This window comes from Haladaptatus pallidirubidus, assembly GCF_020700235.1.
In the GTDB taxonomy this organism is placed as follows: domain Archaea; phylum Halobacteriota; class Halobacteria; order Halobacteriales; family Haladaptataceae; genus Haladaptatus; species Haladaptatus pallidirubidus.
Genome location: NZ_CP085301.1, coordinates 1,274,905 through 1,296,906 on the forward strand (window position 1 = coordinate 1,274,905; position 22,002 = coordinate 1,296,906).

The 22,002-nt window shown below is 59.5% G+C and carries 24 protein-coding genes; 18 read left to right on the top strand and 6 right to left on the bottom strand.

Going from position 1 to position 22,002, the window contains the following annotated elements; translation table 11 throughout:
• The first annotated feature begins 116 nt into the window (after nucleotides 1-116).
• The gene (locus LIX15_RS07110; protein ID WP_227776985.1) at nucleotides 117-1,301 is read left to right on the top strand and encodes an aspartate kinase; all 1,185 of its coding nucleotides are present in this window, start codon (nucleotides 117-119) and stop codon (nucleotides 1,299-1,301) included.
• A gap of 42 nt (nucleotides 1,302-1,343) precedes the next feature.
• Here the strand turns inward: LIX15_RS07110 and LIX15_RS07115 are convergent, their stop codons facing one another.
• Entirely contained in the window at nucleotides 1,344-1,577 is a 234-nt protein-coding gene (locus LIX15_RS07115; RefSeq protein WP_227776793.1) for a hypothetical protein, read from the bottom strand.
• Nucleotides 1,578-1,689: 112 nt separating this feature from the next.
• Between LIX15_RS07115 and hemL the strand changes: the two genes are divergently transcribed.
• From hemL to recJ, 6 genes are all read left to right on the top strand, one after another.
• The gene (gene hemL, locus LIX15_RS07120) at nucleotides 1,690-3,030 is read left to right on the top strand and encodes a glutamate-1-semialdehyde 2,1-aminomutase (protein WP_227776794.1); all 1,341 of its coding nucleotides are present in this window, start codon (nucleotides 1,690-1,692) and stop codon (nucleotides 3,028-3,030) included.
• A gap of 95 nt (nucleotides 3,031-3,125) precedes the next feature.
• Nucleotides 3,126-3,938: a DUF7847 domain-containing protein gene (locus LIX15_RS07125; protein ID WP_227776795.1), complete on the top strand. Its 813-nt coding sequence runs from the start codon at nucleotides 3,126-3,128 to the stop codon at nucleotides 3,936-3,938.
• A gap of 55 nt (nucleotides 3,939-3,993) precedes the next feature.
• On the top strand, nucleotides 3,994-4,449 hold the full coding sequence (locus LIX15_RS07130) for a hypothetical protein (protein ID WP_227776796.1): 456 nt from the start codon (nucleotides 3,994-3,996) through the stop codon (nucleotides 4,447-4,449).
• A 222-nt stretch (nucleotides 4,450-4,671) separates the two neighbouring features.
• Nucleotides 4,672-5,817: a hydroxymethylbilane synthase gene (gene hemC / locus LIX15_RS07135; protein ID WP_227776797.1), complete on the top strand. Its 1,146-nt coding sequence runs from the start codon at nucleotides 4,672-4,674 to the stop codon at nucleotides 5,815-5,817.
• Nucleotides 5,814-6,554 carry a uroporphyrinogen-III synthase gene (locus tag LIX15_RS07140; RefSeq protein ID WP_227776798.1) on the top strand — a complete coding sequence of 247 codons (741 nt, stop codon included), beginning with the start codon at nucleotides 5,814-5,816 and terminating at the stop codon, nucleotides 6,552-6,554. Before hemC ends, LIX15_RS07140 begins: the two co-directional genes overlap by 4 nt.
• 27 nt (nucleotides 6,555-6,581) lie before the next feature.
• The gene (gene recJ, locus LIX15_RS07145) at nucleotides 6,582-8,003 is read left to right on the top strand and encodes a RecJ family nuclease (protein ID WP_227776799.1); all 1,422 of its coding nucleotides are present in this window, start codon (nucleotides 6,582-6,584) and stop codon (nucleotides 8,001-8,003) included.
• Between the two features lie 44 nt (nucleotides 8,004-8,047).
• Here the strand turns inward: recJ and LIX15_RS07150 are convergent, their stop codons facing one another.
• Complete coding sequence (locus tag LIX15_RS07150) at nucleotides 8,048-9,043, bottom strand: YeiH family protein (protein WP_227776800.1); 996 nt, start codon at nucleotides 9,041-9,043, stop codon at nucleotides 8,048-8,050.
• A 4-nt stretch (nucleotides 9,044-9,047) separates the two neighbouring features.
• Entirely contained in the window at nucleotides 9,048-9,170 is a 123-nt protein-coding gene (locus tag LIX15_RS32725; RefSeq protein ID WP_265338416.1) for a hypothetical protein, read from the bottom strand.
• A gap of 170 nt (nucleotides 9,171-9,340) precedes the next feature.
• Between LIX15_RS32725 and LIX15_RS07155 the strand changes: the two genes are divergently transcribed.
• The 4 genes from LIX15_RS07155 to LIX15_RS07170 all read left to right on the top strand — a co-directional run bounded on the left by LIX15_RS07155 (nucleotide 9,341) and on the right by LIX15_RS07170 (nucleotide 12,762).
• On the top strand, nucleotides 9,341-9,667 hold the full coding sequence (locus LIX15_RS07155) for a DUF5783 family protein (RefSeq protein WP_227776801.1): 327 nt from the start codon (nucleotides 9,341-9,343) through the stop codon (nucleotides 9,665-9,667).
• A gap of 106 nt (nucleotides 9,668-9,773) precedes the next feature.
• Nucleotides 9,774-10,130 (top strand): NifU family protein, encoded by a 357-nt coding sequence (locus LIX15_RS07160; protein WP_227776802.1) that lies wholly within the window; start codon nucleotides 9,774-9,776, stop codon nucleotides 10,128-10,130.
• An 81-nt stretch (nucleotides 10,131-10,211) separates the two neighbouring features.
• Nucleotides 10,212-11,714: a sulfatase gene (locus LIX15_RS07165; protein WP_227776803.1), complete on the top strand. Its 1,503-nt coding sequence runs from the start codon at nucleotides 10,212-10,214 to the stop codon at nucleotides 11,712-11,714.
• 1 nt (nucleotide 11,715) lies between these two features.
• Nucleotides 11,716-12,762: a lysylphosphatidylglycerol synthase transmembrane domain-containing protein gene (locus LIX15_RS07170; RefSeq protein ID WP_227776804.1), complete on the top strand. Its 1,047-nt coding sequence runs from the start codon at nucleotides 11,716-11,718 to the stop codon at nucleotides 12,760-12,762.
• 12 nt (nucleotides 12,763-12,774) lie between these two features.
• On the opposite strand, the gene LIX15_RS07175 is transcribed toward LIX15_RS07170, so the two are convergent.
• Both LIX15_RS07175 and LIX15_RS07180 read right to left on the bottom strand, forming a co-directional pair.
• A complete protein-coding gene (locus LIX15_RS07175) occupies nucleotides 12,775-13,668 on the bottom strand; it encodes a ketopantoate reductase family protein (RefSeq protein ID WP_227776805.1) in 894 nt (297 codons plus the stop codon).
• A 64-nt stretch (nucleotides 13,669-13,732) separates the two neighbouring features.
• A complete protein-coding gene (locus LIX15_RS07180; RefSeq protein ID WP_425556734.1) occupies nucleotides 13,733-14,053 on the bottom strand; it encodes a DUF7130 family rubredoxin-like protein in 321 nt (106 codons plus the stop codon).
• 222 nt (nucleotides 14,054-14,275) lie between these two features.
• Between LIX15_RS07180 and LIX15_RS07185 the strand changes: the two genes are divergently transcribed.
• The 4 genes from LIX15_RS07185 (at nucleotide 14,276) to LIX15_RS07200 (ending at nucleotide 16,550) form a co-directional block, all read left to right on the top strand.
• Nucleotides 14,276-14,617 carry a PC4/YdbC family ssDNA-binding protein gene (locus LIX15_RS07185; RefSeq protein WP_227776807.1) on the top strand — a complete coding sequence of 114 codons (342 nt, stop codon included), beginning with the start codon at nucleotides 14,276-14,278 and terminating at the stop codon, nucleotides 14,615-14,617.
• A gap of 48 nt (nucleotides 14,618-14,665) precedes the next feature.
• On the top strand, nucleotides 14,666-15,478 hold the full coding sequence (gene pheA / locus LIX15_RS07190) for a prephenate dehydratase (RefSeq protein ID WP_227776808.1): 813 nt from the start codon (nucleotides 14,666-14,668) through the stop codon (nucleotides 15,476-15,478).
• Nucleotides 15,479-15,571: 93 nt separating this feature from the next.
• Nucleotides 15,572-16,006 (top strand): archaeal heat shock protein Hsp14, encoded by a 435-nt coding sequence (hsp14, locus tag LIX15_RS07195; RefSeq protein ID WP_227776809.1) that lies wholly within the window; start codon nucleotides 15,572-15,574, stop codon nucleotides 16,004-16,006.
• Nucleotides 16,007-16,097: 91 nt separating this feature from the next.
• Entirely contained in the window at nucleotides 16,098-16,550 is a 453-nt protein-coding gene (locus tag LIX15_RS07200; protein ID WP_227776810.1) for a peroxiredoxin, read from the top strand.
• A 168-nt stretch (nucleotides 16,551-16,718) separates the two neighbouring features.
• On the opposite strand, the gene LIX15_RS07205 is transcribed toward LIX15_RS07200, so the two are convergent.
• Complete coding sequence (locus tag LIX15_RS07205) at nucleotides 16,719-17,198, bottom strand: hypothetical protein (RefSeq protein WP_345410619.1); 480 nt, start codon at nucleotides 17,196-17,198, stop codon at nucleotides 16,719-16,721.
• A gap of 109 nt (nucleotides 17,199-17,307) precedes the next feature.
• Here LIX15_RS07205 and leuS point away from each other — a divergent pair, with 109 nt between their 5' ends.
• From leuS to ilvA, 3 genes are all read left to right on the top strand, one after another.
• The gene (leuS, locus tag LIX15_RS07210) at nucleotides 17,308-20,154 is read left to right on the top strand and encodes a leucine--tRNA ligase (RefSeq protein ID WP_227776811.1); all 2,847 of its coding nucleotides are present in this window, start codon (nucleotides 17,308-17,310) and stop codon (nucleotides 20,152-20,154) included.
• A gap of 103 nt (nucleotides 20,155-20,257) precedes the next feature.
• The gene (locus LIX15_RS07215) at nucleotides 20,258-20,521 is read left to right on the top strand and encodes a hypothetical protein (protein ID WP_227776812.1); all 264 of its coding nucleotides are present in this window, start codon (nucleotides 20,258-20,260) and stop codon (nucleotides 20,519-20,521) included.
• A 197-nt stretch (nucleotides 20,522-20,718) separates the two neighbouring features.
• Nucleotides 20,719-21,930 (top strand): threonine ammonia-lyase, encoded by a 1,212-nt coding sequence (gene ilvA, locus LIX15_RS07220; protein ID WP_227776813.1) that lies wholly within the window; start codon nucleotides 20,719-20,721, stop codon nucleotides 21,928-21,930.
• Nucleotides 21,931-22,002 lie beyond the last annotated feature (72 nt).

Consider the following 22,002-nt stretch of genomic DNA (forward strand, 5'->3'; position numbering starts at 1 on the left):
TCTTCGCCGAATTCGTTCCGCGACGAACAACTGGCAGAAATTCCGGACATGAAAGCAGTTATCTTGCCACCGTTGCTATGCCTGCGCATGAATTGCCGACCACGGACGGTGGTTCGGTGCGCGTAGTCGCCAAGTTCGGAGGCACCAGCCTCGGAAGCGGTGACCGCATCAACCGGGCCGCGGACTCCGTCGCCGCCGCAGTAGCGGCGGGACACGAAATTGCTGTCGTCGCCAGCGCGATGGGTAACACCACCGACGAACTGCTGGACGAAATCAAATTCGACGCGGACGAACCCGACCGCGCGGAAATCGTCAGCATGGGCGAGCGAACCAGCGTCCGAATGCTCAAAGCCGCTCTTTCCGCGCGCGGCGTGGACGCCCTGTTTGTCGAACCTGAGCGCGACGGTTGGCCCATCGTCACCGACTCGCGCGGTGAAGTGAACGCCGAGAAAACCAGAGCGCGCGCCACCGAACTCGCCGAAAAGATGGACGGTACCGTCCCGGTCATCACGGGCTTCCTCGCCGAAAACGAGGAGGGTGGCGTCACCACCCTCGGGCGTGGCGGAAGCGACACGACCGCCGTAATGCTCGGAACCTACATGGACGCCGACGAGGTCGTCATCGTGACCGACGTAGAAGGCGTCATGACCGGCGACCCGAGCGTCGTGGAGGGTGCGAGAAACGTCGGGCAAATCACGGTGGACGAACTCAGGAATCTCTCGTTCCGCGGGGCGGAAGTCGTCGCTCCGTCGGCCCTTTCGTACAAGGACGACGATTTGCACGTCCGCGTCGTTCACTACCAGCACGGCGACCTGCTCGCCGGCGGAACCAGCGTCACCGGCAAGTTCGAGAACTTAATCGACATGCGGGAGTCTCCGCTCGCCTGCATGACGGTGGCCGGGCGCGCGATTCGAAACCGCCCCGGTATCCTCGCCGACCTCTCCACCGCGCTCGGCGACAGCGAAATCAACATCGACGCCGTGGCCAGCGGAATGGACAGCATCACGTTCTACGTCGATACCGAGTACGCCGAACGCGCCGAGAACATCCTCCATCAGGAAGTTATCGGTGAGGATTCGCTTTCCAGCGTCACCGTGGATGACCCAATCGCGGTGATTCGAGTGACCGGTGGAGAACTCCCCAACCAACCCGGCATCATCCACGAACTCGTTCAACCGGTCGCGGACGCCCACATCAACATCCACGACATGATCACCAGCGCGACCAGCGTCGCGCTGTTCGTTGATTGGGACGACCGCGAGAAGACACTGGAAATTCTCCAAGACCACTTCCAGCAGTAGGGCGATTCAGTTCGCAGACCGCTTTTTTATTTCTACCCTCGATCAACTCTCGGCCAGCACTTTGTGCGCAATTGCGACAACTCCAGTGATGAATGCGACACCGCTTGCGAGGAGGAGGACGACTGCACCGAACTGCACAATCGGTTGTATCGATGTTTGCAACACGAACTGGGAGAAAAACACCAAAATCCACGAGCCGATGAGAACCCTGTAGAGTTTCAGCATCGCGTCGTTCGTCGCGTACAGGAGGGCGTCGCGGGCGGAAACTGTTGTCATAAAATCCAGTTCAAACCAACGACATATTCCGGTTTCGTACCGAGGATTTGTTCTACTCCGTCCCACGCTTTTCTCGACACAAACTTTACCCGGCAGTCCGAACCGGCCGACTATGAACCGCGAGTGCTCTCGAAACCTGTACGACCGTGCGCTATCAGTGACGCCGGGCGGCGTCAACTCCCCCGTCCGAGCAGTTCGACCGTACCCGTTCTTCGTGAAACGGGGCGACGGCGCGCACGTCATCGACGCCGACGGAAACCGCTATCTGGACTACGTAGGCGGCTACGGGCCGCTTCTGTTGGGTCACGATCTACCGCAATCCGTTCAGTCGGCGCTTCAGTCCCAACTCGCGGACGGCCCGATGTACGGCGCACCGGCCGAAGTGGAGGTCGAACTCGCGGAGTTCGTTACCCGTCACGTTCCGAGCGTCGAGATGATTCGATTCGTTAACAGCGGGACTGAAGCGACCGCATCCGCGGTTCGTCTCGCCCGAGGCTACACCGGACGCGATAAAATCGTCGTCATGCAGGGCGGCTACCACGGCGCACAGGAATCGACGCTGGTGCAGGGTGCGTCCGGCCGAACCTCGGAACCGAGTTCCAGCGGGATTCCGTCGGCGTTCGCGGAGGAGACCATCACGCTCCCGTTCAACGACGCCGAGGCAGCGCGCGAACTGTTCGAGGAGCGCGGCGACGAAATCGCCTGCATGATGACGGAACCGATTCTCGGAAACTACGCCAGTGTCCCGCCGGTGGACGGCTATCTGGAAACCCTGCGCGAACTGACCGAGGAACACGGCTCGCTTCTCGTTTTCGACGAGGTGATGACGGGATTCCGAATCGGTGGCTTACAGTGCGCGCAGGGCAAGTTCGGCGTCACGCCCGACGTGACGACGTTCGCCAAAATTATCGGCGGCGGCTTCCCCGTCGGTGCGGTCGGCGGCCGCGCGGACATCATCGAACAGTTCGCGCCGACCGGAAACGTGTTTCAGGCGGGTACCTACTCAGGCCACCCGCTTTCGCTGACCGCCGGACTGGAGATGCTTCGATTCGCGGCGAAAAACGACGTGTACGACCACGTCAACGGCCTCGGGGAGAAACTCCGCTCCGGACTGACCGACATTCTCGCCGACCGCGCGCCGGAGTACACCGTGGTCGGACAGGACAGCATGTTCAAAGTTATCTTCACCCGGGACGGACCACGCGACTTGAAAGGTCAATGCGAGGCCGGATGCCAGCAGAATCCGGACTGTCCACGATTCGACTACTGCCCGAAGGATAAAACCGACGTTGACCGGGCGGAAACCGAACGCTGGGAACGCCTTTTTTGGCCCGCCATGGTGGAACAGGGAGTCTTCCTCACGGCGAATCAGTTCGAATCCCAGTTTATCAGCTACGCCCACACCGAGGAGGATATCGAGGAAACGTTAGAAGCGTACAAAGAAGCGCTGTAGATAACGAATCTATCCTAACTATCAATTGAAAGTAACACGAGAACACTCCAAAAAGAGTCAGAAGGTTAATTAGTTTGATTTGGGAAGAATGACGTATGGCCGTCATCAGCGCATTTCGCACTGCCGGTGGAACAGTCCTCCGGAACCCCGTTATCCTCCTCGTTACCGCCCTCTTCGGGCTGATTCGACTCCCACAACTGCTCGCGCAGACTATTAGTCCGGTTATTGCAGGCCTGTTGTCGCTCGTTATCAGCTTCCTCATGATATTCGTCACCCCGTTCTTCCAAGCCGGTCTCATCGGCATGGTGAACGAGGGAATAGAAGGGAAGACACGCCTCGGGACGCTCATCTCGGAGGGCAAAGACCACTACGTGTCGGTGTTCGGCGTTTATTTGCTCATCATGGCCGTGAGCTTCGTGGTCGGTATCATGTTCGTCTTTGCGGCCTTCGTCGGATTTGGCACGGTACTCGCTACCAACGGAGAACCGAGTCTCGCAGTGCTCGGCGTCTTCGGATTCCTCGCGCTGCTCGTTTTCGCCGTATTCTTCCTCATGTTCTTCTTCCTTCAATTCTACGTGCAGGCCATCGTTATCGAAAACGTCGGTGCCATCGACGGATTGAAACACAGTTACCGATGCGTCCGCAGTCACCTCCTGAGTACGTTCGGCTACGTCATTCTCGCAACTGTCGTCGGTTCTATCTTCGGCGTCGTCGGTGCAGTTACGTCCATCCTCACGAACCCCTCCTCCCCATCCGCCGAGATGCCGATTGCGCTCCCCGAACCTTCGCTCGGGATTCTTCTCGCACTCGCGGCCCTGTTCGTCGTCATTTCCGGCCTTTTCGGCGGATTCATGACGACGTATTCGGTCGCGTTCTACCGCGAAATCCGGGTACCGGTATCGGGCTAGCCCTGCTGTTCCGCAGGCGACATTCGTTTTATCCCCCCGTGCTAACAGGGACGTAATGAGACGTCCACAGCTTTCCGGCGGCCGGGTGCAGTCGCGCTGGTGGTACTGGATTGCGGCGGTGCCCATCGTCTTCGGCTTTTGGCTGGTGACCGTCGCGTGGGTCACCTTCGCCATCTCGATGGAACCGGAGTTGCTGTTCGGCCCGGATAATCCGCTCGAACACGCGATGCTCGTCTCGATGGCCGCAATGGGGATTCCCTTCGCCGTCCTCATCGCTATTTTCCCGCTGGCGGTGTTTCAGGATACGGTCGCCATCAACCGCGCCGAAACGGGATGGGAGCCATCGAGCCAGAGCTTCGCCCTCGCGGGTTTACTCGGGCTCGTTTCCGCGGTTCTCGTCGGAATCTTCACTATCGACATCTCGCTCGCCCTCGTCGCCGGATTCGCCCTGAGCGTTCCCTTCGCGCTGTACTATCTCCGGGAACGTCACCGGAAACTCGGCGTTCCGTGAAGGTGGGACGTTTGTGAGACTGTCTGGCTTCTCCGTTCTCGATGGTTCGTTCTCGGAGGGTAGTTCACAGCGCCGCCGGACCTGTTGGCTCCAAAAAATCGCATGCGGGCATCTTCCGGTGCTTTGGGTCCAGATTCTGCCAGTGAGTGCGGTAGTGCCGCGCGAACGCAGCAAAAGGTGGGTGTCGAAGATGGTTTTACCGTCCGGTACGCAGAGATGGATATGAGCAATCGCGGAAAGGAGATTACATTGGCGACGCGGGGGTCTGACCTCGCCATCCAACAGTCGGGGGAGGTAAAGGCGGCGCTGGAAGACCGCCGATTTTCGGTCGAACTGGTCGAAGTGGCAACGACGGGTGACAAACTGGACGACGCGCTCATCACGGAACTCGGTAAGACGGGCGCGTTCGTCCGCGATTTAGACCAACGGGTGCTGGACGGGGAAGTTGACGGTGCGATTCACTCGATGAAGGATATGCCGACGGAACATCCGAGCGAACTCATCGTCGCGGGCGTCCCCGAGCGCGCGAGCGCGAACGACGTGCTCATCACGCCGGATGGGAAGCCCATCGACGCACTTCCGGAGGGTGCCGTCGTTGGCACGTCCAGCCTTCGCCGGAAGGCACAGCTGCTGAACCATCGCCCCGACCTGACTGTCGAACCCCTGCGCGGAAACGTCGATACGCGAATCGAGAAACTGCTCGCCCCGGTGTTGCAGGCGGAACACGAGGAACGCACCGAGGAGGAAAAGGAGCGAAAGGCTCACTCCGGGAAGAAAGACAGCTACGAATTCCCCTACGACAAACGAGTCGAGGAGTGGTTCGACGACCTTTCCGAGGTCAAACGCCGGGCGCTCGAACGCGACGTCGAGACGGAGTACGACGCAATCGTCCTCGCCGAGGCGGGACTCCAACGAAGCGGGCTCGCCCACCACGTCGAATACGACCGGCTGCCACAGAGCCAGTTCGTTCCCGCGCCCGGACAAGGTGCGTTGGCGGTCACGACGCTCGACAACGAGCTTTCTCGGGACATCAACACGGTGTTAGACCACCCGCGGACGCGAGTCGAAACGACCGTCGAGCGGACGATTCTCCGCAAACTGAACGGCGGTTGTATCGCCCCGATTGGCGTTCACGCCATCATCCAAGGCGAGAACGTCCACGTCGAAGTGCAGGTGTTCAGTCAGGACGGTTCGGAACTGATTTCGCTGAAACGCGACGTTCCGATTCAAACCCACGTTACGGGTGCGAAGAAAGTCGCAGAAGAACTCGCGGACAAGGGTGCCCGTGAACTCATCGCCGAAGCTCGCAAGGAAACCGAGGGGTCAACGACGGAAGAGAGCGCACAAAAGGACGGTGAGGGAAAATGAATGTCGCGGTTTTCCGGCCGAATGACGAGCGATTGGAGGACGCGGTCGAACTACTCGAATCACTCGATACAAAGCCGGTTCCCGACCCGATGCTTGCGATACACCCGACCGGGAAGAAACCGAACCACGCGGACTTCGTCGTCCTGACGAGCAAGACGGGCGTCGAACTGGCGTACGAGGCTGGTTGGGATCCCGGCGACGCTACGGTGTGCGCCATCGGCGAGGGCACCGCCGCAATCCTCCGCGAACACGACTACGAGGTCGATATCGTTCCCGACCAGTTCTCCTCGCGGGGACTGGTCGCGGTACTCGCCGACCGCGTTGACGGACAGCACGTCGAGGTCGCGCGAAGCGACCACGGGAGCGACGTTCTGACCGACGGCCTCGAAGACGCCGGTGCGGAGGTACACGAAACGATACTTTACGAACTCGTCCGACCGAGGGGGTCGGGAGAATCCGCCGAACTCGCCGCGAAAGGCGGCCTCGACGCCGCTCTGTTCACCTCGCCGCTCACCGTCGAACACTTTTTAGAGGTCGCAGAAGAGCGCGGGATTCGAGACCAGACGCTGGACAATCTCGACGGCGTGACCGTCGGTGCGATTGGTGGGCCGACACACGATGCGGCCCGCGACCACGGGATTCGGGTCGATGTCGTCCCTGAAACGGCCTCCTTCGACCGACTGGCGCGCGAAACGGTCGAACGAATTACCGGCGCGACTGACAAGGCGGAAATTTAAACGGGAAGACGAGTCAAAGATGTACCGATGAGTGCCCCGGTTCCGGAACTGAGAGAGCGTGCGACGGCCTGTGCGGACAGATTATGCGATGCTGACGAAGTTCTTCTCGCTTCACACATCGACGCCGACGGGTTGACGAGCGCCGCGATCGCCTCGTCCGCTCTCGCGCGCGCCGGAATTCCGTTCGAGACAGTGTTCAGTAAGCAACTTGACGTCGAGGAAATAGCGTCCATCGCGGCCACTGAGTACGAAACGGTTCTTTTCACCGACTTCGGGAGCGGACAACTCGACATCATCGCGGAACACGAATCCGCCGGCGATTTTACGCCCGTTATCGCCGATCACCACCAACCGGCGGACGCGGACACCAAATTTCATCTCAACCCTCTGTTGTTCGGTCTCGACGGTTCTTCCGAACTCTCGGGTGCAGGCGCGAGTTACGTCCTCGCGCGGGCACTCGAATCCGAAAACACCGACAATACCGATAATCGAGACCTCGCGGCACTCGCGGTCGTCGGCGCTGTCGGCGACATGCAAATCTCGGACGGCGAACTCGTGGGCGCGAACATTGGAATCGTCGAAGAAGGCATCGAGGCTGGCGTTGTCGAAACCGGAACCGATCTCGCGCTGTACGGAAAACAGACGAGACCGCTCCCTAAACTGCTCGAATACGCGACCGACGTGTACATTCCCGGCATTTCGAACAACAAAAACGGCGTCCTTCGGTTTCTCGACGGCGTTGGCATCGACTTGATGGAGAATGGCGACTGGCGGCGGTGGGTCGATTTAACCGACGAGGAGCGCCAAATCGTCGCCAGCGCACTGGTCAAGCGCGCGATGCGGAAAGGTGTTCCCGCAGCAAAAATCGAAGGGCTAGTCGGTACGTCCTATACCCTTGCGGCCGAGGAGAAAGGAACCGAACTCCGCGACGTGAGCGAATTTTCGACCCTGCTCAACGCAACCGCGCGGTACGAACGGGCCGACGTCGGACTCGCCGTTTGTCTCGGCGACCGCGGCGATGCACTGGAGCGCGCGCGAACATTGTTGACGAACCACCGACGCAACCTCTCGGAGGCAATCAATTGGGTGCAAACCGAAGGCGTCACGCGAGAAGAGAACGTTCAGTGGTTCCACGCCGAAGACCGCGTCCGCGAAACCATCGTCGGCATCGTCGCCGGAATGGCGGTCGGAGCGGACGGTATCGACCGCGGAACGCCCATCTTTGCCTTCGCCGACAAAAACGAGGATGAAGTAAAAGTGTCCGGGCGAGGGACGCCGGGACTCACGCGCGAGGGACTCGACCTCTCGGTCGTGATGAAAGAGGCATCTCGCGCAGTCGGCGGCGATGGAGGCGGTCACAACGTCGCCGCCGGAGCGACGGTGCCGAAGGGAACGGAATCGGCGTTTATCGAGCGTGCCGATGAAATCGTCGGCGAGCAGTTGGAGTAGATGGTTTCGGTTGCGTAGGCGGTTTTGTGCCGTTCCGCTCACAGTCACAAGACGATGTAGAGCAGTGCGAGTACGCTCCCACTAACGACCACGAAACTCACCAGCACGACGGCAATCGGTTCGAATCCGGTGGTACGCAGCTCATCGAGTCGGAGTTCCAACCCCAATCCGGCGAATGCGAGCATGAACAGCCAGTTCGAAGCGTGTTTCAGCGATGTGACGTGAGTTGCATCGACGACGCCGACGTTGGCCAGAATCATCACGAACAAAAAGCCGAAGACGAACTTCGGAAAAGTTTGCCAGAGATGGTTCGCTCTTCCCGTTGTCGCTCCGGCGGTGGAATTTCGCAGATAGTACAAGGCGTATCCGGTCGCGGCGATGCCGATGAGCGCGTTTCGGGCCAGTTTGACCAATACCGCCCACTCCCCCGCCGTATCCGAAATCGAAAATCCGACCGCGGTTGCTGGCCCGGTGCTGAACATAGTCAGTCCCGCCCAAATTCCGAACACCTTGTCGGGGATGGAAAGCGCGTGCCCGAACGCGGGATAGGCGATGAGCGTCAGAGTGTCGAACAGAAGGACGGTTCCGGCGGCGTAGGCGATTTGGTTTTCGTTGGCGTCGATACTGCCAGCAACCGCGACGACCGCCGATACGCCGCAAATGCTCGACCCGGCGGCGAGCAGTGACCCTGTTTTCTCGGTGATACCAAAACAGTGGCGCGCGAGCAGTTCGACCGAGAAGACGGCGATGACGACCGTTCCAACGACGAGTAAAAGGAGAGTCGCCCCGGCGCTGACGACGCGGTCGAAGGCGACGCTAGCACCCATCAGGACGATTCCCGCCTCCAACCACAGTTTGTGGGTCTCGATTCCCGATTTCGCCCACTCCGGTTTCCCGATCGTGTTTCCGACGAGGACGCCGACCAAAATCGTTGCGATGAGATAATCGAGAAACGGGAGGGCGAGGGAAATCGTTCGTCCGAGGACGCCGATTGCAAAGAGAAGGAGGACGCCGAGAAAGAGATTGCTTCCGTTTCTCATCGTTTTACCACGGAATCGTCCCGCCTGCTAGCACGAAACAGAGAAAAAAGAGGCTGACGAGTACTGCTTGCCAGTCCCGGTCGAGACTCGCGACCCACTGCTGTAGTGCTGTAAACACTCGAATCATGTATCTGTGTCCTTCACGGTCGTCTAACTATTGTGTACCCAATTCGTACCGCCACGAATATATTCCCTTTCGTGGCGGCCAACGAGTCGTGTCAGCGTTCCACCCACTGTGACGGGGGATTTTGCTTCCGAATAGTCCCATTTTTACCCGCCCCTCTCCACGTTTCTCCCATGACCGAGTTCGACCCCGAGAAGTTTGAAGACAAGTACGTTCATTACTTCAACGAACTCCAGCGAGCGTACAAAAACGCCTTCAACCACATGAACGAGGAGTACGACTCGCAAATCATCCACGCCATCGACCAGCAGGTGTTGAACGAGAGCGAACCGTTCTACGAGGGAAACGGCGATTTCCGCGTCGAACTGCCCGACGAGCCAGTTGACCGCGTGCAGGGGGTTCTCGTTGACGACGAGAAATTGGAAGAACTCCTCGATATCTACGTCGAGCGAATCGAATCGGAACTCACCCTCGTGTTCGGTCTTCAATCGAGCGACTAACGGTTGCGGCAAACGATGCGAAGACGCGGAACGACCGGCGAAAATCGCCGAATCCGATTCGTGGACAGTGGAAAGGCCTAAGGAGGCTGGAACCATACCACGCTATATGAGCACCGAAACTCAGGAAGACGGCGACGACCTCGAAGAGCGGGTCAGCAACTTCCTGCGCCGTAACTTCCCGCAGATTCAGATGCACGGAGGCAGTGCCGCCATTCAGCACTTAGACCGTGAAACCGGCGAAGTAACCATCATGCTCGGCGGCGCGTGCAGTGGTTGTGGCATCTCCCCGATGACGATTCAGGCCATCAAAAGCCGAATGGTCAAAGAGATTCCCGAAATCGAGAAGGTCAACGCCGACACCGGAATGGGCGGCGGCGGCGGCGGTGGCGGAATGAGTCCATCGTTCCCCGGCGAAACAAGCGACGACGGCGACGACGACGAAGGGCCGCAGGCTCCGTTCTAACACCAGTATTTTTAGTTTTCGGCCGATTCCACGTATGGAATCACGATATTTATCCCACCGGACGCTGTAGCAGGCGACAGTATGACGAACGACGACGCCACGGCGAAGAACGTGGTATTCGTTGTGATGGATACGGTGCGTAAAGATCACCTGTCCGTCTACGGATACGACAAACCGACGACGCCGGGCCTCGAACGGTTTGCGGAGGACGCGACCGTCTTCGAGCAGGCAGTTGCCCCCGCCCCTTGGACTCTGCCGGTTCACGCCTCGCTGTTCACTGGTATGTATCCCAGCGAACACGGCGCGAGTCAGGAAAATCCATATCTCGAGGGTGCGACGACGCTCGCAGAAACGCTCTCTTCCGCCGGATACGACACCTCCTGTTATTCCTCGAACGCGTGGATAACGCCGTACACCCATCTTACGGATGGCTTCGACGACCAGGACAACTTCTTCGAAGTGATGCCCGGCGATTTCCTCTCCGGGCCGATGGCGAAGGCGTGGAAGCTGATGAACGACAACGAGAAACTCCGCACCGTCGCGGACAAACTCGTCAGTCTCGGCAACGTCGCACACGAGTACCTCGCGAGCGGCGAGGGCGCGGACTCGAAGACGCCGCAAGTCATCGATCAGACCATCGAGTTCATCGACAACTCCGACGGGCCGTACTTCTCGTTCATCAACCTGATGGACGCCCATCTGCCGTATCATCCACCGAAGGAGTACCGCCAGCAGTTCGCGCCGAACGTCGATTCGACCAAGGTGTGCCAGAACTCGAAGGAGTTCAACTGTGGCGCGCGCGACATCAGCGACAAGGAATGGGACGCGATTCGCGGCCTCTACGACGCGGAAATCCGCCACATCGACGACCAACTCCAGCGACTGTTCTCGTGGATGCAAGCGAACAACGAGTGGGACGACACGATGGTCGTCGTCTGCGCGGATCACGGCGAACTCCACGACGAACACGACCTGTACGGCCACGAGTTCTGTATCTACGATCCGCTCATCAACGTGCCGCTGATGGTCAAACATCCGGAACTGGACGCCGACGTGAGCGACGAACAGGTCGAACTCATCGACCTGTACCACACCGTCCTCGACCATGCGGGCGTTTCCGGATCACACTCGACCCGACCGCTCGACGAAGCGCGGTCGCTCCTTAACCAAGACTATCGCTCCTTCGCGGAGGACGTGCCCGGCGACGGGGAGTGTGCCTTCGTGGAGTACTACCGCCCCGTCGTGGAGCTGAAACAACTCGAAGAGAAAGCCAAGCGCGCGAATATCACCCTCGACAAGGATTCGCGATTCTACTCGCGAATGCGTGCCGCCCGCCGTCCCGACGCCAAGTACATCCGTAACGAGCGAATCGCGGACGAATTCTACCACTTGGGCGAAGACCCCGACGAACTCCACAACGCTCGCGGCGAGGGGAGCGACGAGGAAGCCGAACTCGAATCGGCGCTCTCCGAGTTCGAAGAAACCGTCGGCGGCGAGTGGAACGAGGTCTCCGACGACGACGTATTGGGTGACATGAGCGACGACGCAAAAGACCGATTACAAGACCTCGGTTACATCGACTAACGTGACTGACGAGTCGGCACCGGACGGCGGCGAAGCGCTGTCCGAAGGTCTTTCGCAACGCTTGAGTACCGGAAAGCTACTGCTGGGGTTCATCGCCGCGGGTATTCTTCTGTACCTGCTCGTCGTCGTCGCCGGGTGGCGACGCGTCATCTCTGCTCTCCAAGGGGCGGATTACACGTGGGTTTGGATTGCCTGCGTCTCCACAATCGTCGGGTTGGCCGCGTGGGGAAAAGCGTGGCAAATCGTTCTCGCAGTGCTCGACATCGAAGTGAAGTTCAAACGTCTCGTCGTGACGTACTTCGCGGCGACGTTCGCCAACTACGTCACGCCGCTCGGACAAGCGGGCGGCGAGCCGTTCATCGCCTATATCCTGTCGCGGGATACGGAAGCGAGCTACGAGGATAGCCTCGCCAGCGTCGTGACGGCAGACTTACTCAACCTCCTACCGTTTTTCAACTTCGCGGCGCTCGGCTTGAGCTATCTCCTGTTGCAGGCGTCGCTCCCTGACAATGCGAAGACGCTCGCGCAAGGTCTCGTCGTGCTGGCGTTCGGCGTTCCGGCGATAGCCTACGCAGGATGGCGTTTCCGCGAGCGCGTCGAAACGCTCGTCCTTCGGCTTGCCCGTCCGTTCGCCACTCGCACGAACCGCATCACGGTCGACGGCATTCGGGCTCGAATCGAGCGATTCTACGCGTCATTGGAGCGAATCGCGGACGAACCACGCGAACTGCTGTTCGCGCTCGTGTTTTCCTACACCGGATGGGTTTTCTTTGCCCTGCCGCTGTACTTCGCCGGGCGGTCGCTCGGATTGCCGCTCAGCCTCCTACTGGTGCTGTTCATCGTTCCGGCCAGCACGCTGGCCGGATTGACGCCGACGCCGGGCGGACTGGCGGGTGTCGAAGCGGCGCTGGTCGTCCTCATCGTCGGACTCGCGCCGATTACGACCGGGTCGGCGGTCGCGGCGACCCTCATCTACCGTTTTGCGAGTTACTGGTTCGTTCTCGTAATCGGCGGTCTCGCGGCGCTGTTCGTCATCATGCGGTCTTGACGTCCTACTCTCTCATCCGTTCGTCCGTTCCCACGTTTTCACGAGTCCCGACAGCGTTCGGTTCACCGGCGTTTCGACACCGTATCTCTCTCCCCGAGCGACGACGTAGCCGTTTATCGCTTCGATTTCCGTTTTCCGACCAGCTTCGACGTCTTGATGCATGGACGAGACGTTCGAGACGGTCGCAGACGCGACCGTCTCGACGGCAGAAACGGTATCCTCGTCGGTGAGCTCGACGCCGTCCGCGCGAGCAACGCGCGCTGTTTCGCGGGCCGCAGTCGCGGCGATTTCGCTGGCGTCACCGGAAAGCACGGTACCGTTTTCCACCCGAGAGAGAGCAGTTACCGGGTTGATTCCGGCGTTCACCGCGAGTTTTTCCCACAGCCGTCGCGGCATGTCGTCTGCGATTTCCGTCTCGATTCCGGCGGTCGTGAACGCTTCTCCGATTGTTCGTGCTGTCTCGGAGTCGCCGCCCTCTCTCGCCCCGAGGGCGATTTCACCGACTCCCGTGCATTCGACCGTTCCGGGCTCGGTCAGCACCGCGCCGTAGCTCGCCGTTCCGGCGAGAATCGGGCAGTCGAGATAGTCGGCGAGAACATCTTCGTTACCCATCCCGTTCTGGAGCGAGAGCACGGCGTCGAACTCGCCGGTCGCCAACTGTCGGCCTGCGGTTTCCGTTTGAAACGCTTTGACGGTCACGATGGCGCAATTGGCCCGCAGTTCGCGCTCGTCACCGGTCGCGCTCGGATGGACTCGAAAATCGAACGCACCGCCGACCCGAAGGCCGGATTCGCGTACCTCCGTCGCGTGAGGGTCGCGGGCGACGAAGGTAACCCTGTGTTCTCGGGCGAGCAAACCGCCGATGAGACTTCCGAGACTTCCCGCACCGAACACGACGATTTCCATATCCGACCGAAGTGGTGGGAGATGAAAAACTCAGTCTTCTGTTCAGTACTCTTTCGTCGAGGATTCAGTCTTCTGTCCAGTAGTAGAGGTCTTCTTTCTGCACGCCGCAGTTCGGGCAGTTGTCGGGGAGACCGTCGTCCAAATCACCCATCTCGCCGCAGTTCGCGCAACGCCACATCAACTCCGCTTCGCCGAACTCGTGTCCGGAACGCGCGTGACTGACGGAGAGGGCTTCGTATCCCTCCCGCATCGTAACGTAAAAACCCCCTTCGTCGAAGCCGCGGATGGTTCCGAGTTTGGCTCCCTCACTATCGTAAATATCCTGCCCGAGTTCGATTTTTTCGATGTCCGTTTCCTCGTCCGGCCGCTCGCCAGAATCGCTCACCATGTGGAATAAATCGTCGTTCTTCGTCTTAAATCCGACCGCCGTACAATATTCAGCACTGAAAGCTCTGTTCTCTATCCCGCACCCGAAACATACACGACGGCCCTCATAGTTCACGTTAACCGAAACGATCCACGTCAACCGCAATTGTCCACATCTGCTTGCATTGGCAAGCATCAGGCTCAGGCACGCGTTTCTCTAACGGATTATTGCCAGAAGAATATGACGGATGCCAATCTCGATACGGAACACAGTCGAGTGACGACGAACCACCGGACTATCAGGCAGTGGGTCGAGAAAAACGACGGCAGTCCCGCCGTGGAAAAACCGGGAGGGAAGGGCATTACCATCCCTCGTATTCTGTTTCCAGGCGATTCGACCGATGAAAACTCTCCGGACAGTGCGAGTAGCGAAAGCGACAAATCGCCGGTTTCGTGGAGGCGGTGGTTCGACGCGTTCGAATCCGGCGACTTCGCGTTCGCCTATCAGGAACGAACCGCCGACGGCGATGCAGGTCGCTTTTACAAACTCGTCGATAGAACGACGGCTAGAGAACACGCTTGATTTGCCGCCCCCGACGCGCTTTTGCCCGCTGAACAGAGATTCCTCCGCATGAAGGCAGTTACACTCGGCCCGGCGGGAACCTACTCACATCGTGCCGCCCGCGCAGTCGCGGACGACGTTTCGTTCCGCGAATCGGTCACATCTATCGTGGAATCGGTCGCCGACGGCGAGTATTTCCGCGGCGTCGTCCCAATCGAGAACAGCATCGAAGGAAGCGTCACGACCACGCTCGACGCCCTCGCTGAAAACGACGTCGCCGTCGTCCGCGAGCTCGTGACGCCGATTCGTCACGCCTTGATTTCTCAAACCGGCGACTTCGAGACGGTCGCCAGCCACGCACAAGCGCTCGCGCAGTGTCGGGCCTACCTCGAATCGGAGCACCCTGACGCGAATCGGGAGGCGGTCGCCAGCACCGCTCGCGGCGTCGAACGCGCCCGCGAAGACTCCTCCGTGGCGGCGATTGCCCACCCGGACAACGCCGAGGAGCTAACCGTTCTCGCAGAGGACATTCAGGAACGAACTTCGAACTCGACCCGGTTTTTCGTCGTCGCACCCGAAAGCGAACGCTCGCGTGCAGGTGGCAAAACCTCGCTCGTTGTCTACCCCAGCGCGAACTATCCCGGACTTCTCCTCTCGCTCCTCGAACCGTTCGCGGAACGCGACATCAATCTTACTCGCGTCGAATCGCGTCCGAGCGGCGAACGTCTCGGGGATTACGTTTTCCACGTCGATTTCGAAGCGGGACTGTACGAGAGCCGAACCGAAGAGGCGCTCGCGGAAGTCGAAGCGCTCGCCGAACGCGGCTGGGTTCGAAAACTCGGCTCCTACGACACGGAACACGTCCTGTTCGGTTCCGAGTGACCGTTCGGTCGGGCGCTGTTCAAGTCGTCTCGCCGTTCGACTCGGCGTGAATTTTTAAGCGTTAGCGCGTTGAATGGATTCACAGGTGAGAGTATGTCACGACGAAAAAACCCGTTCGATGAATTAGAGGAGATGTTCGAGCGAATGAGCAGGCAGTTCGATGAGATGGGCGGACAGTTCAGCGGCGGAATGAACTGGCAAACCGGCGGCGTCTCCGTCGATGTGGTCGATAACGACGACGAGTACGTCGTCACCGCCGACCTGCCCGGATTCGAAAAAGACGACCTCGACATCACGCTTCAGGAGAATCGCCTTCGAATCTCTGCTGAACACGAATCGGAAATCGAGGAGGAGAGCGAGGAGTATCTCCGGCAGGAACGAAGTCAGCGGTCGGTCAGTCGCACCGTCTCGCTCCCCGACCCGGTGGACGAATCGAACGTTTCTGCCGAGTACCGAAACGGCGTGCTGACGGTGAGTCTCCCGAAAATCGGCGAAAGCGACGATTCGCACAACATCGAAGTCAACTAATCTCGACTCCGCAGACCGCGATTGTAACCCCCCATGATTTCGGCGACAGACAACCACAAACGGCTTGCCGCTTCGAGCGTAATCGCCGGATATGACGCTCGAAGCAGGTGACAACGCGCCCGCGGTGACCGCGAACAATCAGCACGGCGAGACGCTTTCGCCCGATTTCGAAGCGCCTACCGTCGTGTACTTTTATCCCCGCGACGACACGCCGGGGTGCACCGTCGAAGCGAAGCAGTTCGACGCGGAACTGGAGTCGTACCGCGATGCAGGCGCGACGGTGTACGGCGTTTCGACCGACGACGTGGAAAGCCACGAAGCCTTCGCCGAGAAGTTCGACCTCGGATTCGACCTGTTGGCCGACCCCGACGGTGAGATTGCCGATGCCTTCGGCGTGGAAGTCGAGAACGACTTTACCCCGAGGACAACGTTCGTTCTCGCCGACGGTGAGGTGGAAGCGGTTTACGGCAGCGTCGATCCGGACGGACACGCTCGGGAAGTGCTGTCGGATATGCTCGACGACGAACTCGTGGTTTTGGAGTAGGGGCGATTTCCTGAACGTTGTTTTAATCGGGTTCTAATACTGGCAATAGACCTCTTCACAGTAATCGCACCGACAGCAACGGCTAGTTGCACGGTACAAAATAATCCCTCGGAAATCTATCCCGAACGAAAAAATAACTCCCCCACGTCGCCCGAAAATCCCGCCTCATCAAACTCTCCGAACAATCTTCATCGCCGTCTCCTCCGCAACTGCTTCCCACTCCTCGGGCCACTCGCCGCCGCGTTTCGGCGGTTCGAGTCCGAAGGTTACCGGCGAAAACGACACGTGCTCGAAGGAGTCCGCGGCCAGGTCGCCAACGAACTCGGCGATTTCGCGCTTCGACGACACTCCACCCGAAGCCAAATCGTAATATCCCGTAAATACCTGAAACACCGATACTCGCTCGTACTCGTCCAATTTTCCCTCGTCCACGTAGTAGAGCAGTTTCGCGGTGTTATTCACCGGGTCGGCCCTGCGCCACTCCAGTTCGACCGCGACGAACTGGTCGTCGGTGTGACCGACTACGTCCACCGGCGTTCGCCGAATGCGGTGTTCAGTCTCCCAGACGAACCGCGACAGACGCTCGGCGAGCGTATCGCGGATGCGGTCGCGCGCGGCTTCGGCGAACGTGCCCACGAGCTGGCCCAACTCACCTCCGTCAAATCAGCCTTTCGACTAGTTGCAACAATTGCCACAACCTGACAGACCGAACAGTCTGGTCTGCTAGCTCTTTGCCCAACGAGAGCGGAAGAAGCGTATGGAGTACAACCCGCGGGAAATCGAATCCAAGTGGCAGTCCCGGTGGGCGGAAGACGGCCAGTACGAGGTTTCCCCATCCGACGAGGCGGCAACCTTCGTCACGGTGCCGTACCCCTATCCGAGCGGCGGAATGCACATCGGCCACGCGCGAACCTACACCGTTCCCGACGTGTGGGCGCGGTACCGTCGTTCGCAGGGCGACAACGTCCTGTTTCCCATCGCGTGGCACGTCACGGGAACGCCCATCGTCGGCGCGGTCGAACGCCTGGAAAACCGCGAGGAAAAACAGCTATCGGTTCTACAGGACTCCTACAACGTCTCCGACGAAGATTTGGCGCGGATGGAGACGCCGATGGAGTACGCCCGGTATTTCATCGAAAACAGCTACAAGAAGAACATGCAGTCGCTCGGTCTCTCGGTGGACTGGCGGCGCGAGTTCACGACCAACGACGAGGCCTACTCGAAATTTATCACGTGGCAGTACGAGACGCTGAACGAGCGCGGCCTGCTGGAGAAGGGCCTACATCCCGTTAAATTTTGCACGAACGAGAAAAATCCGGTGACGACCCACGACCTGCTCGAAGGAGAAGCGGCCGAGTTTCAGGAGTACACGCTGGTCAAATTCGGTTGGAATGCGGACGGTGAGAACGCGACGGTTCCGATGGCAACCCTGCGACCGGAGACGGTACACGGCGTGACGAACGCCTACATCGACCCGGAAGCCGAATACGTCGAGGCCGACGTGGACGGCGAACGGTGGGTCGTCTCCGAATCCGCCGCCGAGAAACTGGAACTGCAGGCTCGCGATGTCCGAATCCGCGACCGCTTTTCGGGCGAACGATTGGTCGGCGAGCGTGTCAAAAATCCGACTACGGGCGACGACGTGCCGGTCTTGCCCGCGAATTTCGTGGACGCCGACAACGCCACCGGAGTCGTGATGTCGGTTCCGGCGCACAGTCCCGACGATTGGGTTGCCCTGCGAGAAGCAAAAGAAGAAGACGACAGAATGGAGCAGTACGGCATCGACCCCGCGGAAATCGACGCCATCGAACCGAAAGCCGTCATCGACGTAGGGGGCTACGGCGAGTTCCCCGCGAAGGACGCCGTGGAAGAGTACGGTATCGAGGATTCCGCCGATTCGGCGCTGAAAGACGCAACGCAGGAAATCTACACCCGCGAGTTTCACGACGGAACGCTGCGCGAGATGTACGGCGGCTACTCCGGCGAAATCGTCGAAGACGTGCGCGATGGATTGAAAGCCGAGTTTCAAAAGCGGGGGTCGTTCGACGCGATGTACGAGTTTACCGAGAACGTCGTTTGTCGCTGCGGTGGCGCCGTCGAAGTTGCAGAACAGGAAACGTGGTTTCTCCGGTACGACGACGAGGAGTGGAAGCGAAAAGCGCACGAGGCGGTTGCCGAATTGAATGCGATTCCGGAGGCCACCCGCGAGCAGTACGACCACACCGTCGATTGGCTGAACGAGTGGCCGTGTATCCGCAACTACGGACTGGGGACTCGACTGCCGTGGGACGACCGATTCGTCATCGAACCGCTATCGGATTCGACCATCTACATGGCCTACTACACCTTCGCGCACCGTCTGTCCGATATTCCGCCCGAGGAGATGGACAGGGAGTTCTTCGATACGATGTTTTTCGACGACGGTGACGACGAAATCGCCCGCTCCCTGCGCGAGGAGTGGGAGTACTGGTATCCGGTCGATTACCGTTGTTCCGCCAACGATTTGGTCAGCAACCACCTGACGTTCTTCCTGTTCCACCACGCGGAGTTGTTCGAACCGGAAAACTGGCCGCGGGGAATCACGGTGATGGGTCTGGGACTGTTGGAGGGTGAGAAGATGTCCTCCTCGAAGGGGCACGTCGTCCTGCCGGAGGAAGCCATCGAACAGTACGGCGCGGACACGGTGCGTTTTTTCCTGATGAACAGCGCCGAACCGTGGCAGGATTACGACTGGCGGAGCGACCATGTCGAAAGCACCCGGAACCAACTGCGGCGGTTCTGGAACCGCGCGACCGAGGTAATCGAGTCCGACGAAGTCGATGACGGCAAACGCGACCTGCACCGAATTGACCACTGGTTGCTGTCGAAACTGCAAGAAACGGTGCGAGATGCCACTAAGGCGATGGATCGGTTCGAAACGCGAACCGCCAGTCAGGCCGTCTTCTACGGATTCGAAGAACACATAAAATGGTATCGCAAGCGAACCGACACCGATCGGCCGGGCGCGCGGTGGACTCTGCGCGAAGTTTTGGACGTTCGATTGCGCCTGTTAGCTCCGTTCGTCCCGTTCATGGCGAGTGAACTGCGCGAGCAGTTGACGAGCGAGCCAATCTCTTCCGCGTCGTGGCCGAAATCGAATCCCGAGTTCGAGAGCGTACTCACGGAAGCCGAGGAATCGCTGGTCGGGGGACTGACCGAAGACATCCGCGATATCGTGGCCGTGACGGACGTCAATCCGGAAACGATCCGGGTGTACGTCGCGGCGGACTGGAAGAGTAGGGTACTCGCCAAAGTCACAGAAACCGGCCCGGACGTGGGTGCAGCGATGAGAAGCATCATGCGGGACGAGGAACTGCGCGAGAAAGGCAACGAAGTGAACCAACTCGTGCAGAAACTGGTCGAGGATGTGCGCGAGCGACCGAACGATGAAGTGGACGTGTTGTCCGAGGTGGACGAACTATCGGTGTACGAAGATGCTCGGAACTTTTTCGAACAGGAGTTCGACGCGGAAATCGAAATTTCTCGTGAGGGTACTAACGCATACGACCCCGCCGACAAAGCTCGGCACGCGACACCGCTGCGGCCTGCGATCTACTTGGAGTAAAATACACCGTGGGTTTTCGACACTACGGACGTTCGTTGTATCGACCCCGCTTTTGTTAATCTCTATGCGGTTGGAGAACTAACAACCGAGCAGGTGCCCTCCAATGCTCCACCGAATCAGGTCGATTGCGGCCACGTCCGCATACCGACTTTTTAGCCTCGCACTTATCGGAATCGCATTTGGCGGCATGTACTACCTCCCGACACGGAACCTGCTTGCCCTCAAAATCCCGGTGTACATCGCGCTTTCGGCTGGTGTTTGTGCCGTCATCACGCTCTTTTGTGACCTCCTCGCCGCAGGGGAGCGTGCGATGTCGGACTCGGATTCGAACTCCATAACCGAAGTCACCGGTGAGCGACTGCGGTAGCGCGTTTACTTCGCCGCTGTCGTGGTGCCGGTTTCCTCGACGCCGCTGAATTGCTGTCCGTTGACCCTGTTTCTTTCACTTTCTTGCGTTCTTTTCCGGGGATATTTACTCGAAATAGGGTTCTCTCCCGAAAACTACGACCGATTTTACCGGTGTTCTTCCCAAACGATAAAGCGACCCGAAAACTACCGACCACCATGCTAGAACTAGAGGACGTGCAGGAGGCGCGCGAGCGCGTCGCCGAAACCTCTCGGCACACGCCACTCGACTACTCACACACTTTCTCTCGGATGACGGGCGCAGAAGTACACCTGAAACTGGAAACGTTCCAGCGAACGGGGTCGTTCAAAATCCGCGGCGCCACGAACCGAATCACGACGCTCTCGGAGGAGGAAAAAGCGGCGGGCGTCGTCACTGCCAGCGCGGGCAATCACGCGCAGGGAGTCGCACTCGCGGCCACCCGAAGCGGCGTGGATTCGAAAATCGTCATGCCCGAACACGCGCCGATTTCGAAGGTTCGGGCCACCGAAAACTACGGCGCAGAAACCGTCCTCCACGGCGAGGATTACGACGAGGCCGCGGAGCGCGCCCACGAAATCGAGGAATCGGAGGGCCGAACCTACGTCCACGCCTTCGACGACGAGATGGTGATGGCCGGACAGGGAACCATCGGGTTGGAAATCGTGGACGACCTGCCGAAGGTGGACACCGTGGTCGTTCCAATCGGCGGCGGCGGCCTCATCAGCGGCATCGCCACCGCAGTCAAGGGCCATAACCCGGACGTTCGAATAGTCGGGGTGCAGTCCGAGGGCGCGTCCAGCGTCGCCGATTCGCTCCAGAAGGGGGCGGTGCAGACCCTCGACAGCGTGGACACCATCGCGGACGGAATCGCTACCCGGAGCGTCGGGCAGAAGAACTTTGACATCATCGAATCCCGCGTGGACGAGGTCGTCACCGTCTCGGATTCGGAAACCGCGGTCGCACTCGCGTACCTCCTCGAACGGGGAAAAACGCTCGTGGAGGGTGCGGGTGCAGTCACCCTCGCGGCGACGCTCGAAGAGAAGTTCGACTTCGATGAGAACGAAGTCGTGGTTCCAGTCCTGAGTGGGGGGAACATCGACATGAACATGCTCACCACGGTCATCATGCGCGGACTGGTCGAAACGGGGCGCTACCTGAAAATCAAAACCGTTCTCAAAGACCGTCCGGGGTCGCTCCGCCAACTGCTCGACGTCATCGAAGAATCGCAGGCGAACATCTACGCCATCCAGCACGACCGCACCTCCCGCGACATCGCGATGAACGCGACGGAAGTCGAACTCGACCTCGAAACGCGCGGACAGGAACACGTCGAAGGCCTGCTCGAATCGCTTCGGGAAAGTGGCTTCGACGTGGAAGTTCTCGTTTAATCTCGACCGCGTTTTACTCCCCTCTTTCGTTTACACTTTAGCCTGATTTTCCGGTTGTCTTCGACTGTCTTT

Coding starts and splice junctions, on each gene's coding strand:
- LIX15_RS07150 (WP_227776800.1), bottom strand. CDS start 9,043: ATGAGAAACGGAAGCAATCTCTTTCTCGGCGTCCTCCTTCTCTTTGCA.
- LIX15_RS32725 (WP_265338416.1), bottom strand. CDS start 9,170: ATGATTCGAGTGTTTACAGCACTACAGCAGTGGGTCGCGAGTCTCGAC.
- LIX15_RS07200 (WP_227776810.1), top strand. CDS start 16,098: ATGACGCTCGAAGCAGGTGACAACGCGCCCGCGGTGACCGCGAACAAT.
- LIX15_RS07115 (WP_227776793.1), bottom strand. CDS start 1,577: ATGACAACAGTTTCCGCCCGCGACGCCCTCCTGTACGCGACGAACGAC.
- recJ (WP_227776799.1), top strand. CDS start 6,582: ATGAGTGCCCCGGTTCCGGAACTGAGAGAGCGTGCGACGGCCTGTGCG.
- LIX15_RS07155 (WP_227776801.1), top strand. CDS start 9,341: ATGACCGAGTTCGACCCCGAGAAGTTTGAAGACAAGTACGTTCATTAC.
- LIX15_RS07140 (WP_227776798.1), top strand. CDS start 5,814: ATGAATGTCGCGGTTTTCCGGCCGAATGACGAGCGATTGGAGGACGCG.
- LIX15_RS07215 (WP_227776812.1), top strand. CDS start 20,258: ATGCTCCACCGAATCAGGTCGATTGCGGCCACGTCCGCATACCGACTT.
- LIX15_RS07160 (WP_227776802.1), top strand. CDS start 9,774: ATGAGCACCGAAACTCAGGAAGACGGCGACGACCTCGAAGAGCGGGTC.
- pheA (WP_227776808.1), top strand. CDS start 14,666: ATGAAGGCAGTTACACTCGGCCCGGCGGGAACCTACTCACATCGTGCC.
- LIX15_RS07185 (WP_227776807.1), top strand. CDS start 14,276: ATGACGGATGCCAATCTCGATACGGAACACAGTCGAGTGACGACGAAC.
- hemL (WP_227776794.1), top strand. CDS start 1,690: ATGAACCGCGAGTGCTCTCGAAACCTGTACGACCGTGCGCTATCAGTG.
- LIX15_RS07125 (WP_227776795.1), top strand. CDS start 3,126: ATGGCCGTCATCAGCGCATTTCGCACTGCCGGTGGAACAGTCCTCCGG.
- LIX15_RS07130 (WP_227776796.1), top strand. CDS start 3,994: ATGAGACGTCCACAGCTTTCCGGCGGCCGGGTGCAGTCGCGCTGGTGG.
- leuS (WP_227776811.1), top strand. CDS start 17,308: ATGGAGTACAACCCGCGGGAAATCGAATCCAAGTGGCAGTCCCGGTGG.
- LIX15_RS07165 (WP_227776803.1), top strand. CDS start 10,212: ATGACGAACGACGACGCCACGGCGAAGAACGTGGTATTCGTTGTGATG.
- LIX15_RS07175 (WP_227776805.1), bottom strand. CDS start 13,668: ATGGAAATCGTCGTGTTCGGTGCGGGAAGTCTCGGAAGTCTCATCGGC.
- hsp14 (WP_227776809.1), top strand. CDS start 15,572: ATGTCACGACGAAAAAACCCGTTCGATGAATTAGAGGAGATGTTCGAG.
- ilvA (WP_227776813.1), top strand. CDS start 20,719: ATGCTAGAACTAGAGGACGTGCAGGAGGCGCGCGAGCGCGTCGCCGAA.
- hemC (WP_227776797.1), top strand. CDS start 4,672: ATGAGCAATCGCGGAAAGGAGATTACATTGGCGACGCGGGGGTCTGAC.